The sequence below is a fragment of the Flaviramulus aquimarinus genome, assembly GCF_039543205.1.
In the GTDB taxonomy this organism is placed as follows: domain Bacteria; phylum Bacteroidota; class Bacteroidia; order Flavobacteriales; family Flavobacteriaceae; genus Flaviramulus_B; species Flaviramulus_B aquimarinus.
Genome location: NZ_BAABJH010000005.1, coordinates 49,825 through 64,740 on the forward strand (window position 1 = coordinate 49,825; position 14,916 = coordinate 64,740).

14 protein-coding genes are annotated in these 14,916 nt (G+C 32.7%); 8 read left to right on the forward strand and 6 right to left on the reverse strand.

The features are described 5' to 3' along the window. Positions 1-61: 61 nt before the first annotated feature. The 3 genes from prfA (at position 62) to ABD941_RS10975 (ending at position 2,941) form a co-directional block, all read left to right on the forward strand. Complete coding sequence (prfA, locus tag ABD941_RS10965; RefSeq protein ID WP_345274180.1) at positions 62-1,138, forward strand: peptide chain release factor 1; 1,077 nt, start codon at positions 62-64, stop codon at positions 1,136-1,138. A 136-nt stretch (positions 1,139-1,274) separates the two neighbouring features. Further along, a complete protein-coding gene (gene pyrF / locus ABD941_RS10970) occupies positions 1,275-2,090 on the forward strand; it encodes an orotidine-5'-phosphate decarboxylase (protein ID WP_345274181.1) in 816 nt (271 codons plus the stop codon). Between the two features lie 38 nt (positions 2,091-2,128). Next, a complete protein-coding gene (locus ABD941_RS10975) occupies positions 2,129-2,941 on the forward strand; it encodes an ABC transporter substrate-binding protein (protein WP_345274182.1) in 813 nt (270 codons plus the stop codon). Positions 2,942-3,121: 180 nt separating this feature from the next. On the opposite strand, the gene ABD941_RS10980 is transcribed toward ABD941_RS10975, so the two are convergent. Beyond that, positions 3,122-3,319 carry a Lacal_2735 family protein gene (locus ABD941_RS10980; protein WP_345274183.1) on the reverse strand — a complete coding sequence of 66 codons (198 nt, stop codon included), beginning with the start codon at positions 3,317-3,319 and terminating at the stop codon, positions 3,122-3,124. 170 nt (positions 3,320-3,489) lie between these two features. Here ABD941_RS10980 and ABD941_RS10985 point away from each other — a divergent pair, with 170 nt between their 5' ends. Beyond that, on the forward strand, positions 3,490-3,996 hold the full coding sequence (locus ABD941_RS10985) for a hypothetical protein (RefSeq protein WP_345274184.1): 507 nt from the start codon (positions 3,490-3,492) through the stop codon (positions 3,994-3,996). Positions 3,997-4,034: 38 nt separating this feature from the next. On the opposite strand, the gene ABD941_RS10990 is transcribed toward ABD941_RS10985, so the two are convergent. Continuing rightward, positions 4,035-4,742 carry a DUF4197 domain-containing protein gene (locus ABD941_RS10990; protein WP_345274185.1) on the reverse strand — a complete coding sequence of 236 codons (708 nt, stop codon included), beginning with the start codon at positions 4,740-4,742 and terminating at the stop codon, positions 4,035-4,037. Positions 4,743-4,915: 173 nt separating this feature from the next. On the opposite strand from ABD941_RS10990, the gene ABD941_RS10995 reads away from it, so the two are divergent. After that, entirely contained in the window at positions 4,916-6,046 is a 1,131-nt protein-coding gene (locus tag ABD941_RS10995) for a TlpA family protein disulfide reductase (RefSeq protein ID WP_345274186.1), read from the forward strand. 62 nt (positions 6,047-6,108) lie between these two features. Here the strand turns inward: ABD941_RS10995 and ABD941_RS11000 are convergent, their stop codons facing one another. Together ABD941_RS11000 and purU are read right to left on the reverse strand one after the other, a co-directional pair. Beyond that, positions 6,109-7,203: an OmpA family protein gene (locus ABD941_RS11000; protein ID WP_345274187.1), complete on the reverse strand. Its 1,095-nt coding sequence runs from the start codon at positions 7,201-7,203 to the stop codon at positions 6,109-6,111. Positions 7,204-7,378: 175 nt separating this feature from the next. Beyond that, positions 7,379-8,233, reverse strand: a complete 855-nt coding sequence (gene purU, locus ABD941_RS11005; protein WP_345274188.1) for a formyltetrahydrofolate deformylase — start codon at positions 8,231-8,233, stop codon at positions 7,379-7,381. Positions 8,234-8,379: 146 nt separating this feature from the next. Between purU and ABD941_RS11010 the strand changes: the two genes are divergently transcribed. Continuing rightward, on the forward strand, positions 8,380-11,829 hold the full coding sequence (locus ABD941_RS11010; RefSeq protein WP_345274189.1) for a methylmalonyl-CoA mutase family protein: 3,450 nt from the start codon (positions 8,380-8,382) through the stop codon (positions 11,827-11,829). A 167-nt stretch (positions 11,830-11,996) separates the two neighbouring features. Beyond that, positions 11,997-12,422: a hypothetical protein gene (locus ABD941_RS11015; protein WP_345274190.1), complete on the forward strand. Its 426-nt coding sequence runs from the start codon at positions 11,997-11,999 to the stop codon at positions 12,420-12,422. 7 nt (positions 12,423-12,429) lie between these two features. Here ABD941_RS11015 and ABD941_RS11020 read toward each other — a convergent pair whose 3' ends face one another. After that, positions 12,430-12,825 carry a hypothetical protein gene (locus ABD941_RS11020; RefSeq protein WP_345274191.1) on the reverse strand — a complete coding sequence of 132 codons (396 nt, stop codon included), beginning with the start codon at positions 12,823-12,825 and terminating at the stop codon, positions 12,430-12,432. Positions 12,826-12,947: 122 nt separating this feature from the next. Here ABD941_RS11020 and ABD941_RS11025 point away from each other — a divergent pair, with 122 nt between their 5' ends. Then, on the forward strand, positions 12,948-13,391 hold the full coding sequence (locus tag ABD941_RS11025; protein ID WP_345274192.1) for an Lrp/AsnC family transcriptional regulator: 444 nt from the start codon (positions 12,948-12,950) through the stop codon (positions 13,389-13,391). 105 nt (positions 13,392-13,496) lie between these two features. Here ABD941_RS11025 and ABD941_RS11030 read toward each other — a convergent pair whose 3' ends face one another. Continuing rightward, positions 13,497-14,741 (reverse strand): MDR family MFS transporter, encoded by a 1,245-nt coding sequence (locus ABD941_RS11030; RefSeq protein WP_345274193.1) that lies wholly within the window; start codon positions 14,739-14,741, stop codon positions 13,497-13,499. Positions 14,742-14,916 lie beyond the last annotated feature (175 nt).

Sequence of the window (14,916 nt, forward strand, 5' to 3'; positions counted from 1 at the left end):
CTTTGTCATCATTAAAAACTCATAAATTATCGTATTTTTGGTTTCCAATTAAAAAAGGCAGATGTTAGAGAAATTACAAATAGTAAAACAGCGTTTTGATGAGGTTAGCGATTTAATTATCCAACCCGATATTATTACCGATCAAAAGCGTTATGTTGCCCTAAATAGAGAATATAAGGACTTGCGAATTCTTATGGATAAGCGAGAAATATATATAGAATTGACCAATAATTTAGCTGAAGCTGAAGAGATAATTGCAGATGGTAGTGATGCCGAAATGGTCGAAATGGCTAAAATGCAATATGATGAGGCTAAAGAAGGTATTCCTGCCTTAGAAGAAGAAATAAAAGTCCTTTTAATTCCTAAAGACCCTGAAGATTCTAAAAATGCCGTAGTGGAATTACGTGCAGGAACAGGTGGTGATGAGGCTAGTATTTTTGCTGGCGATTTGTTTAGAATGTATACCAAATACTGTGAAGGTAAAGGTTGGCGAGTTGATACCGTTGATTTCAGCGAAGGGACTAATGGTGGATTTAAAGAAATTCAGTTTGAAGTTTCAGGAGAAGATGTTTATGGAACTTTAAAATTTGAAGCTGGCGTGCATCGTGTACAACGTGTGCCACAAACAGAAACACAAGGCCGTGTACATACCAGTGCAGCTACAGTTATGGTGTTCCCAGAAGCTGAGGAGTTTGATGTGGAAATTAACCCGAAAGATGTCCGTATTGATTTTTTCTGTTCTTCAGGACCAGGTGGGCAATCTGTAAACACAACATACTCTGCTGTGCGTTTGACACACGTTCCAACAGGATTGGTAGCACAATGTCAAGATCAAAAGTCGCAACATAAAAATAAAGAAAAAGCGTTTAAAGTATTACGATCTAGATTATATGATTTAGAATTGGCTAAAAAGATGGAAGAAGATGCAGCCCTGCGTGGTACCATGGTAACAAGCGGAGATAGGAGTGCTAAAATCAGGACCTATAACTATCCGCAAGGGCGTGTAACGGATCATAGAATAGGATTGACACTTTACGATTTATCAAACATTGTAAATGGCGATATCCAAAAAATTATAGATGAATTACAATTGGCTGAAAACACCGAAAAGTTAAAGGCTAGTAACGATGTGATTTAACAAAAAAATTTTTTGATTCTTTCAAAAAAGAAAGTCACATAACTTAAGGTTTGTAATGTAAATTTACTAGAAGGTAATAATTAAAAATATAAGAGTAATCAAATAACAGTTTCCTCCTTTGGAGGATTAAGGAGGCATGACAACAAACCAACTCGTTCAGCAAATCAAGCAAAAAAAATCCTTTCTATGTATAGGGTTAGATGTCGATTTAAATAAGATTCCACAACATCTTTTAAAAGAAGAAGATCCCATATTCGCTTTCAATAAAGCTATAATCGATGCCACACATCATCTTTGTGTGGCTTACAAACCCAATACGGCGTTTTATGAAGCTTATGGTATAAAGGGGTGGAAAGCCTTAGGAAAAACTATTACATATTTAAACGAAAAACATCCAGAAATTTTTACAATTGCTGATGCTAAACGTGGAGATATTGGTAACACAAGTACGATGTATGCTAAAGCCTTTTTTGAAGATTTAGCATTTGATTCTGTTACAGTTGCTCCTTATATGGGAAAGGACTCCGTTGAGCCGTTTTTAGCTTTTAAAGATAAGCATACCATCATGTTGGCTTTAACATCTAATCAAGGCGCTTTTGATTTTCAAACAAAAACAGTAGAAGGCAGGGAGCTTTATAAACAAGTGTTAGAGACATCCAAGTCTTGGAAAAACTCTAAAAACCTAATGTATGTTGTTGGTGCTACAAAAGCAGAGTATTTAGCAGATATCAGAGCCATTATTCCAGATGGTTTTTTATTAGTGCCTGGCGTTGGGGCTCAAGGTGGAAACTTGCAAGATGTTTGTAAATATGGAATGACTGATGCTGTTGGTTTACTTATTAATTCTTCAAGAGGGATTATTTATGCTTCAAAAAACACTGATTTCGCAGAAGCTGCAGCTAAAAAATCTGAAGCGCTTCAAAAAGAGATGGAATTGATTTTAAATCAATAATGTCATTATAAGGAGACATAACGTGGCAATCATACAAAATGAAACTCCAAGACCAACTCCATAGAGAAATCCATTTAAAAGAAATTCCTAAACGAATAGTTTCCTTAGTCCCCAGTCAAACCGAATTACTTTGCGATTTGGGTTTACAGGATGCTATAGTTGGCGTTACAAAATTTTGTGTGCATCCGCATTATATTAAAACAGATGCTTCTATTGTTGGTGGTACAAAGCAAATTCATTTGGATAAAATTAAAGCTTTAAACCCAGACATTATTCTTTGTAATAAAGAAGAAAACACGAAGGAGATTGTTGAGGCATGTAAAGCAATTAGCGAAGTTCATGTATCAGATGTTTTTACTCTTAAAGATAGTTTGGAACTCATTAAACAATATGGCGCGATTTTTAAAAAAGAAAATAAAGCTACAATTATTATAAATGAGATTAAAAGTGAATTGAAAGCTTTTAAAGTATTTATTAAAGAAAAGTCTAGTTTAAATGTTGTTTATTTTATTTGGAAAAACCCTTGGATGGTAGCTGGAAATCATACGTTTATCAATTATTTGTTACAGCTTAATAAGTTTAAAAACGTGTATGGTAATAAAAGACGCTATCCTGAAATAAAACTTTCAAAATTAAGGGCTGATAAAAAAACGGAAGTTGTTTTGTTGTCGTCAGAACCTTTTCCGTTTAAAAAAATGCATAAAAAAGAATTACAAGAATTTTATCCAAACGCAATAATTATATTGGTTGATGGAGAACTATTTTCTTGGTACGGTTCAAGACTTACAAAAGCGTTTAAATACTTTAAATCGCTGCATTTAAATCTTCAGAAGAATAATCAACCTTTGTAGTATCATCTACAAAGTTTGCAATTCTAGTTTCTAATTCCTTTAAACTAATTAATTTACTTAGGTTGGGTTTAATTCTGCCAACTCTACAAAAATGTGGGCTCATAACGTGCTTCTTTATATATAAAGTACGTATAATCGCCTCATTTAGATGTTGTTAAAACGTTAAAGAATTATTAAAAATTATACAGCAGATTGATATTGCTCTCTGGAAAGGTATTTTAAACGGTTAAGCTTGTTAAGCAGTTTTATGGCTTTGTATTCTGAAATATCACTTAAAGCAGAATCAGTTTGACGAAAATTATAAGCTTGCTCAACAAGGGTTTTGTAACGCTTGTTCAGTTGGTCTTGATGGGTTTTTATTTCGTCAGATCTATTCATTTAATGTTTGATTAACAAGTACTTAAATATACATTTTTTTATTGATAAGCAAAAAAAAATACTGTGACTTTTTTTGTTATAAAATTCCGTAATGATAATCTTATGTTAATTGCTTTATTATTTTTATAAAGATTCAATAATTTTAAGAACCACAATAAAATTTTAGTCCAATGAAATTCTTTTTTAAAGTCATGATGGTTACGGTAATTTCCATTTCTGTAAATGCACAAGAAACCAATTGTAATTGCTGTACCGAAAAGCATAGCGAGTTTGATTTTTGGATAGGAACATGGACCGTTACCAACCCAGACGGAAGTTTGGCTGGTAATAATGTTATCGAAAAAATTCAGGATAATTGTCTTTTACGTGAAAACTGGACAAGTGCAAAAGGAACGTATACAGGTACTAGTACTAATTTTTATAATAATAACACCAAACAATGGGAACAAATTTGGATAGATAATCAAGGTGGAAGCTTGCATTTAAAAGGGCATAGAAAAGGAAATAAAATGATTTTAAAAACAAGTGTTGCAAACAATAAAGACGGTTTGCCGTTTTATCACCAAATAACTTGGAGTTTAAATGATGATGGTTCTGTGCGTCAATATTGGGAAACGATTACAAATAACAAAGATGTTAGCGTTGCTTTCGATGGATTGTATAAAAAAACCGAATGAATAACCATTCGGTTTTAAAAATTTCAGAGGCGCTATATCTAGTCCTGTAGAGCAAAAACTTTCCTTAACAAATCTGTAGTTCTTGATGATAGTTTTGTACGTATTTCATTTTCTTCCACAGCAATCATAGTATAAACACCTTTTAAAGCTTCACCGGTTACATAATCTGTTAAATCTGGATTTACATTGTTTGTAAAAGGAATGCTGTTGTATTTATTTATTAAGTTGTTCCAGATATCATCAGCACCTACTTTGCTAAATGAGTTTTTAATAACTGGATTAAACTTAGCATAAAGTGCAGTTTGTGTTTTAGAAGTTAAATACTGTGTTGCAGCGTCATTATTACCAATTAAAATATTTTTAGCATCGGCAAACGTAATGCCTTTAACAGCATCAATAAATATTGGAGTTGCTTCCTTTACAGCATCTTCAGCAGCTCTATTTAATACTTTCAAACCTTCATCAGCTAATTTGTTTAAGCCAATATCCCTTAAAGCTTTGTCTACTTTACGTAATTCTTCAGGTAATAAAATCTTAACCAGTTCATTTTTAAAAAAGCCATCGGTTTGTGTGAGTTTGGTTACTTGTTTATCTATGCCAAAATCTAAGGCTTGTCTTAGACCAGAGGCAATTTCTGCATTTCCAAGAACACCACCGCTTTGTGGTAATTGATTAACAACTTGCTGCAATTCTGCACAGGCCGTTAAATTAAATATCAAGAGAATAGCTAAAAATTTACGTATCATAGTTTTGGGTTTGATGTTTTGGGCAAAGATATATTTTACTCTTAAATCCTATCAAGTTTTATGTTTAATAATTACAATTACTTTTGCTTTATTTGAAGATTAAAGCCTTTTTTTCTTTAAAATACTATTTTAGCATAATAATTGTTATGGAATTAATGTAAATTGAAATTACTATGAAAATTAATAAAATCCATTTCTGTTTATTATGTTTTTTGTGTCCGATGTTTTTTTTCGGACAGATAAAAGTTTCAGAACATATACAACCTTCAGCAATTGCAAAGCAAAATGATAATGCACTTTATTTTGTGGATTTTTGGGCTACCTGGTGTAAACCATGTATTCATGTATCAAAATATTTAGAGTCGCTTCAGAAACAATATTCTAATAATTTTTATGTACTCTCTTTAACTAAGGAAAATCCAGATTTAGTAAAACGTTTTGTCTTAAAACATAAAACGGATTTAGCTATAGCCATAGATTATGATGGTGAAACTTTTAAAAACAATAGTATTAGAAGTTTGCCACATGGTGTTTTATATAATGCTGATGGGGAAAAGCTTTGGGAGGGGCATCCCGCTGATTTTAAAGGTCATCAAATAGTAGGGTTTTTAAATAGAAATAAGAAGCAGGTTTCAGTAAATAAGATGTTTAAAGTACAAGCTTACGAGAAATCTGTTGTTGTAAAAGATGTTGGTCTAAAAAAAGATTTTGAAATTATTAAATTAAACGCAAAAGAAAATACGGGTTCATTACAAGTTGTTAAACACCTATCTTATTTAGACTTAAAAGGAAGCTTACAAGATATATTAGCATATACAATGGATAGCTTTAAAAACCAGGTAAACCTTTCTGAAGAGTTAAATAAAAGATATCAAATGCGATTTAAGTTTGGTAGTGATGCTTATTCCAATAAAACCGAAACCATTCTAAAAGCATTACGATTGAAAGGAAAGAGCACTGAGGTGCATGGAGAAGCTTTAGTTTTTGATATTAAAACATCTACTTTTTGGGATACAGAACAAATTGATTGGGGAAAAGACACACAGCATTTTTTAATTGGCGATTCAGAAATACAAGCTGATAATGTAACACTAAATCAAATAACCTATCAGTTGGCTAACCTATTAAAAACACCTATAGTTTTAGTAAATAATGATATTGATGAGCATATACATGACTGGAATGTACACTATAAGTATTTTGATTTAATGGTATCTAGTTTGAGTGATAATTATGGCATTCAAGTAGAAAAGAAAATGGTGAATTATCCACAATATATTATAACAAAAAAGGCACCTTTTTAAAGATGCCTTTTCACTATCAAACTATAACTGATCCCTCTATATAGTTTTTCGATTTGGAACGTTTATTGTAAAACTCTAAATTCAGTTCTTCTGTTTCTTTGGTGTTCAGCTTCAGAACACTCAATATCATTAGAGCAACGGTTTACTAACCTAGATTCACCATATCCTTTAGCAGACAAACGACTTCTTGAAATACCTTTAGAAACCAAATAATTTACAACAGAATTGGCACGTTGTTGCGATAAGGCCATGTTGAAATCATCATTACCTCTAGCATCAGTATGTGACATTAATTCAATGCTTACAGGCTTGCTGCTTAATAAAGGCAATAAAGTTTCGTCAATTGTTTTCTTAGAAGCAGGTGTAATACGAGCACTTCCTAATTCATAAAATATTGGTAAAACATTAGCATTTAATAATCCACAATCAACTTCTTCCCAAGTTGTAATACCTCCTTTTTTAGCCAAAACAGTTCTGGTTACTGTTTGCGATTTTGAAGGCACAGTTACACTTCTTGTTGTTGCAGGAGTCGCAACTACTTGACGTTTTATAGTGCTATATTGTGCAGGAATTTCGATTTCATCCATTCGTGCAGGTGTTTTTATAACACGTTTATTGTAAGATGTCCCTACCTCTTGAACAGGTATATTGTTAACTGTAGCATCTTTTGCTAAAGTTGTAAAGCTTACATCTCTAAATTGAGCTGGGTATCCAACAAAGCATGCTACCATACAATCTTCCTTGTTAGGAGAGTCACAAGTAGTTTCTTTGTACTCCCATCCAGAAGTTTCAGGGTAAACTTCAAAAGTTCTAGAATTAGAACCAAAAGTAGCAGGATTGATGTTTAAATCATTTCTCCCTTCTTTTTTAATGTATGACACTTCAACAGTCTCATATACCGCAGGAACATAAACATACTTTTTTGAGGCTTCTTTAACCAGTACACGATCTTCAACGGTTTTGTATGTAGCTGGAACAACTTCTAATTTAGTATAAGAAGGATATACTTCAATAGTTTCTTCAACGTCTTTAAATTCGTCTTTTGTTATACATTTCACATAACATTTGCCTGGTTCTGGGTTAGAGGGTAGGTTTTGAGCTTGGGTAAAACTAATGCCAAATAAAAAAGTAAGGCATAAAAATAAATTTGTTTTCATAAAATTAAAATTTAGTTAATGGTTATATTTTTTCCACTGTTTTTATGACACGAGGAAAAAAATAAAGTCACTTTTAAATTTAAGAGAACACAAAAAAACGAGCAGCTAAAAAAGTCATAAAGCCTATAAAACTTAATGAATCGGAATCTGAAATGTTTTTAATATTTATGAAATATTAGGAGAAAATAACGGTCTTATTATTGTAAACCATAACCTTTCTGTTGGCATGTAATTTAACAGCATTAGCAAGAACAATTTTTTCCAAATCACGTCCTTTGGCAATTAAATCTTGAATGGAGTGCGTATGTGTTACACGAGCAACATCTTGTTCAATAATTGGCCCAGCATCTAACGCTTCGGTAACATAATGACTTGTAGCACCAATGATTTTTACACCACGTTTATAAGCAGAATGATATGGTTTTGCGCCAACAAAAGCTGGTAAAAAAGAATGATGGATATTAATAATCTTATTCGTGTATTTATCAATTAATTTCCCAGAAACAATTTGCATGTAGCGCGCTAAAACAATAAAATCAATTTGGTGTTTTTCTAAAAGCTCCAATTGTTTGTTTTCGGCCTCTTCTTTAGTGTTTTTTGTAACAGGGATATGATAAAAAGGAATTTTAAAATTATCAGCAATAGATTTTAAATCAAGATGATTACTAATTATAAAAGGGATTTCTAAGTTTAACTCGCCAGAATTATAGCGTCCTAATAAATCATATAAACAATGGTCGTATTTAGAAATAAATAACGCCATTTTGGGCTTTTTCTCTGAGGAATAAATACGCCATTTCATTTCAAACTTATCAGCCAAATCACTTTTAAAAGTAATTTTAAAGGTTTCGGTAGAAAAAGACTCAGATGCAAACTCACTTTCTAAACGCATAAAAAAGATATTCTGTTCCCTGTCAACATGCTGGTCTATATAAACGATGTTACCGCCTCTTTTAGCAATAAAATTAGTGACAGACGCTATGATTTTTGAACGGTCTTTACAGTGTATTAGAATGGTGATTTTATTCATGAAATCCTCGATATTAAGATGCTAAAATTAGTTTAAAAATGGCATAACATGGAATATGTAATATAATTTTAGATAATTTAACGTAAACCCTTTATTTTTTTGAATATTTCGTAAATTGCAGTACTAAAATTCAAGAATCTTTACGAATGAAACAACAAACACCATATAAGCCAAAACATAAAGTTCGCATAGTTACAGCGGCATCTCTTTTTGATGGTCATGACGCCTCTATAAATATCATGCGGCGTATTATTCAAGCTACAGGTGTAGAAGTGATACATTTAGGACATGATAGAAGTGTTGAAGAGGTTGTGAATACGGCTATTCAAGAAGACGTTAATGCTATATGTTTAACTTCATACCAAGGTGGTCATAACGAATATTTTAAATATATGTATGATCTTTTAAAAGAAAAAGGTGCAGAGCATATTAAAATTTTTGGTGGCGGCGGCGGTGTTATTTTGCCCTCAGAAATAAAGGAATTGATGGATTATGGGATTTCACGCATTTATTCACCAGATGATGGTCGTGAAATGGGATTACAAGGTATGATTAATGATCTAGTTAAACAATCAGATTTTGCAATAGGTAACCAGTTAAATAGTGAAATTGAAAGTCTTAATAGCAAAAGCCCAAAAGCAATTGCTCGTATTATTTCTTCTGCTGAAAATTTCCCAGAGATAGCTAAAGATGCTTTAGACAAAATTCATTCAAAAAATAAAAATTGTAAAACACCAGTTTTAGGGATTACAGGAACTGGTGGCGCAGGAAAATCGTCTTTGGTAGACGAACTGGTTAGGCGGTTTTTAATTGATTTTCCTAAAAAAACAGTTGGGATTATTTCTGTAGACCCTTCTAAAAGAAAAACAGGAGGTGCTTTATTAGGTGATAGAATCAGAATGAACTCCATAAACTCTCCTAGAGTATATATGAGAAGTTTGGCAACTCGACAATCGAATTTAGCATTGTCTAAACATGTTAGCGAAGCCGTTGAGGTTTTAAAAGCAGCCGAGTACGATTTGATTATTTTGGAAACGTCAGGAATTGGACAATCTGATACAGAAATTATAGAACATTCGGATGTGTCTTTATATGTTATGACACCAGAATTTGGGGCTGCAACGCAATTGGAAAAAATTGATATGCTAGATTTTGCCGATTTGGTAGCTATTAATAAGTTTGATAAGCGTGGTTCTCTAGATGCTTTACGTGATGTAAAAAAACAGTACATGCGCAACAATAACCTTTGGGATATTCCACAAGAAGAATTACCGGTTTACGGAACCATAGCGTCTCAGTTTAACGATCCAGGAATGAATACGCTGTATAAAGCAGTTATGGATAATTTAGTAAAAAAGGTGGATGCCAATTTAAAATCAACGTTTACGATTTCTAATGAAATGAGTGAGAAGATTTTTGTTATCCCGTCTTCCAGAACACGTTATTTGTCAGAGATAGCAGAAAGTAATCGTGCTTATGATAAAAAAGCAGATGAACAAGTTGAGGTTGCCCAAAAACTGTATGGGATTTATAAAACGATTTGTTCTGTTGCAGTTATTTCTAATGAAAGTGAGACATCATATTTGAATAAGTTTGGAATAAATAGTGATGAAATTATAGAGCATTCCCAAAAGCTTTCTAGAGAGAATGATAATAAGAATTTTGTTAAACTTCTTATTGCAGAATTTGATAGGGTAAGATTAAATCTAGACCCTTACAATTGGGAAGTAATTATAGGATGGGATGAGAAGGTTAACAAATACAAAAATCCAGTTTATACTTTCAAGGTAAGAGATAAAGAAATTAAAATAGAAACACATACAGAGTCCTTGTCGCATACACAAATTCCAAAAGTAGCTTTGCCAAAGTATCAAGCTTGGGGCGATGTTTTAAAGTGGTGCTTACAGGAAAACGTACCAGGGGAATTTCCATATACATCAGGTTTATACCCCTTCAAAAGAACAGGCGAGGACCCAGCAAGAATGTTTGCAGGCGAAGGCGGTCCAGAACGCACCAACAGGCGTTTTCATTATGTGAGTGCGGGTTTGCCAGCAAAGCGTTTATCTACGGCTTTTGATAGTGTAACACTTTATGGTAGCGATCCTGATTACCGTCCAGATATTTATGGTAAAATAGGAAATGCGGGTGTGTCTATTTGTTGTTTAGATGATGCTAAAAAACTATATTCTGGTTTTAATTTAGCTGATGTAATGACCTCAGTTAGTATGACCATTAATGGGCCCGCACCTATGTTGTTGGGCTTTTTTATGAACGCAGCCATTGATCAACAATGCGAGGTTTACATTAACGACAATGGCCTGGAAAAGAATGTTAAGGCAAAAATAGCTAAAATTTATAAAGACAAAGAGCGTCCTAAATATAATGGAAAGTTGCCAGAAGGAAATAATGGATTAGGATTAATGCTTTTAGGAGTTACTGGTAATCAAGTTTTGCCAGAATCTATTTATCAAGACATTAAGGCAAAAACCATAGCGCAAGTTCGTGGTACAGTACAAGCTGATATTTTAAAAGAAGATCAAGCGCAAAACACCTGTATTTTTTCTACAGAATTCGCTTTGCGTTTAATGGGCGATGTACAAGACTATTTCATTGAGAATAATGTACGTAATTTTTATTCCGTTTCTATTTCTGGTTATCACATTGCAGAAGCAGGTGCTAATCCAATCACGCAGCTGGCGTTAACGCTTTCTAACGGGTTCACATACGTGGAATATTATTTAAGTCGTGGTATGGATATCAATAAATTTGGCCCAAACTTATCGTTCTTTTTCTCAAATGGTATAGATCCAGAATATGCTGTAATAGGTCGTGTTGCGCGTAAAATATGGGCAAAAGCCATGAAGCATAAGTATGGAGCAAATTCACGGGCTCAAATGTTGAAATATCATATACAAACCTCGGGACGTAGTTTGCATGCTCAAGAAATTGATTTTAACGATATACGTACCACGCTACAAGCTTTATATGCGATATACGATAACTGTAACTCGCTACATACCAATGCTTATGATGAAGCTATAACGACGCCGACTGAGGAATCTGTGCGTCGTGCCATGGCTATTCAGTTAATAATTAATAAAGAATTAGGGTTGGCTAAAAACGAAAACCCTATTCAAGGTTCTTTTATTATAGAAGAATTAACCGATTTAGTAGAAGAAGCAGTGTTGTTGGAATTTGATAGAATTACCGAACGCGGCGGTGTTTTAGGTGCTATGGAAACTATGTATCAGCGTTCTAAAATTCAAGAAGAAAGTCTGTATTACGAGACATTAAAGCACAATGGTAAATTCCCAATAATTGGTGTTAATACATTTTTAAGCAGTAAAGGGTCTCCAACGGTTTTACCTGCAGAAGTTATTCGTGCAACAGAGGAAGAAAAACAATTTCAAATTAAAACATTAGAAAACCTTCATAACGCAAATGATACCAAAGACTTGTTAAAAGAACTTCAGCATAAAGCTATTAATAATAAAAATATTTTTGAAGCCTTAATGGATGTTTGCAAAGTGTGTTCTTTAGGTGAAATTACAAAAGCGCTATTTGAAGTAGGTGGGCAGTATAGAAGAAATATGTAAGCAGAGAACCACTTTTTCTTTTTATAAAAAGTGAGTGAATCGCTTATCCTGAGCAAAGCTGAAGGGACTTTTTTTTAATATTTATAGGTTAAAAAATGTATTTTTACAATGCAACCAAATTAAAAAGGAGGTGCCTTGAAAATAAAACTCTAAATCTATTCTAAAAAATGAAAAGAGGGATTACAATTTTAATAGCTATATTTTTTTTGAACTGTACTTCTGATGATAGTAAGTCAATAGATAAAACAGGACTAATTGGTACATGGAAACTCATTGAACAATTTGCAGATCCAGGAGATGGAAGTGGTGCGTTTCAACCAATTGAAAGTGATAGGGTTATTGAGTTTTTTAGTAATGGAACGTTAACTGTAAATAGCACATTATGTTTTAGAGATAATACAATAATACCCAACCAATCAGCTTCTGGAACTTATGTATTTGCTTCTGAAAGTGAATTTAATACAGGAGACATTATGCCAAATGATTGTAATTCTGAATTAAATAGAATTACATTTGAAATAGAAGATTCTAAATTAATACTATGGTACCTTTGTGTTGAAGGTTGTGGAGAAAAGTTCGAGAAAATCTTATAAGAGAAACTTATAATGTCAACATCCAAGAGCTCTGAAGTTTTCTGAATTTCTGTAATTCACTACGTAAAACAGGCAAGAAATCTTTTCCATTACTGTTAGAACGTTCAAGTCTATAAGAGTTTTTGTATAATTTATTGGTAAGTCGTTTAAGCGACGCTATGTGTTTATGTTTCCTGTCAGAGTAACGCTCCAGTTCAGCATTTACAATTTCAGGAACTAACGATACAGATTGTTGCACAATATCCCCAGAAAAATAAATGTTATTATCTTCAGAACCATCTAATTTTAAGTTAGATAGGTCGTGATTTAAGTATGTGGAGATATTTTGCGATAAAGCAAAAATCTCTAAAGCCTTTTGATAAACCGGTAATTCCGATAGATTTGGTGGGGTATTAGACAACATAATTTTTTTTTAAAAGCAATTTACTCAAAATTAGTCACAAGAAAGCATATTTAACTTTAGGTTTTAAAGTAAAATAGTATATTTGCTTTAATTTTTAATTTATTTACCTTAAATTCTTTCAAATGAATATAGATGCCCTTAATAGTAAGATTTTAAAGTGTCTACAGCAAAATGCAAGGCTATCTAATGCCGAAATAGGCAGGCAAGTTGGGATAAGTTCTCCTGCCGTTTCTGAGCGTATTAAAAAGATGGAAGACATAGGGATTATTGAAGGTTATAAAACCATTGTATCGCCTTTTGAAATAGGCTACCAGCTAAAAGCGATTATAACATTAAGGGCCTTTATGGGAAAATTAAAACCTTTTTTAGATAAAGTAAAAACCTATGATGAAGTTATAAATTGTTATCGAATAACTGGCGATGAAAATATTGTTATGGAAGTGGTTTTAAAAAACCAAAAACACCTTGAAGCTTTTATAGACCAGCTTATCAGTTATGGCGAATCAAAAACACAAATTGTTTTGTCTAGGGTTATTAAGCAAAAAGAAGTTATTCCAATTAAATAGCTTGAAAACTAATAAATCTTGGAATTGTATATAATAAAATGCAATCCCAAGATTTGATAAAATTAGTAGTTTGCTAAGCATCAAATGCTATCGATATAACTGGGTTTAAATCCATAAAACATCTTCTTCTCTTTCTTTTTCTCTTAGTTTCTTTTTGGCATTCAAATATTGTCTTAATGCAAATAATAAGAACACACAAAGCGCTGCAAGTAAAGTTATAACTATCCAAGTGCTGTCAAAACCTATGCCATCTACCATACGCATACCTGCATTGTGCCCAAAAATATGAGCCACAGAAAATGCAATAGAGTATAACGCCATATATTCACCTTGATTTCCTTTTTTAGCTCTATCCATAGCAAAAGCATTAGAAAATGGAAATGCAATCATTTCACCAAAAGTCATTAATAGCATACCAATTACTAAAATGCCAACCCAATCAGTCATAATTAATATAAGAAAACTTAAACCAGTAAGTATAGCCCCAAATAGCATCAAACCAGATTTTGTAAATGTTGTGTTTTCCAACCATTTTATTAAAGGCATTTCAAACGCAAAAATGATAAAGCCATTCATACCTAAAAGGATACCTATTTCAAATTCCGTTAAGCTATGTACATCTTTATAGTACAAAGGCATCGTGGAGAAATATTGCAAGAATACCACTCCAAAAAGCGTCATAGCCATTAAAAATATCAAGAATGCTTTATCGTGATATGCAGATTTTGGATTCTTATTTTTTACATCATCTAATGTTTTTGTGGTTTTCGGATTTAAAACATTAATAAGGACTAAAGTAGCGATGATACAAGTTATCCCATCAACCCAAAAAAGTCCACTATAGCTCAGTGTGGTTATGATAATACCACCTATAGCAGGTCCAGCTGAAAAGCCTAAGTTTATAGCAAGTCTAATTAAAGTTACCGACCGCGTTTTGTTTTCAGGTTTACTATATGCACTTAGTGCTACAAACATAGCAGGTCTAAACATATCGGCAACTAGCATTACTAAAAATATCCCAAAACAGAAAGACTCAAAGGTTGTTAGATACTGTAAGGATATAAAAAGAATTCCTGTAGTTAATAAGCTAAATACCATAACTTTATAGTATCCTATTTTATCAGTTAATTTACCTCCTAGCCAAGACCCGATTACAGACCCTAATCCAAAGGCGCTCATAATCCAACCGACATCGCTTAGTGTAAAATTAAGGCTCTTGGTTAGGTATAATGATAGAAACGGAATGACCATAGTGCCAGCTCTATTTATTAATGTGATAAGTGATAGCCACCATACTTCTTGAGATAAGCCTTTAAAAGTGCTTAAGTAATTGTTGATTAGTGTTTTCATGAGTTTTGATTGTTCAAGTTTCTGTTTTCAAATGTTTTTGGTTTTAATTAAAAGTCGTTAATGGGCTAAAAACAAAAAGTCCGACTGTTAAGTCGGACTTTTTAATATTGTAATATTTTGTATTTATATCACCACAATATATTATAAGCCCAACACCTTGTCTTTAAACAAGAGG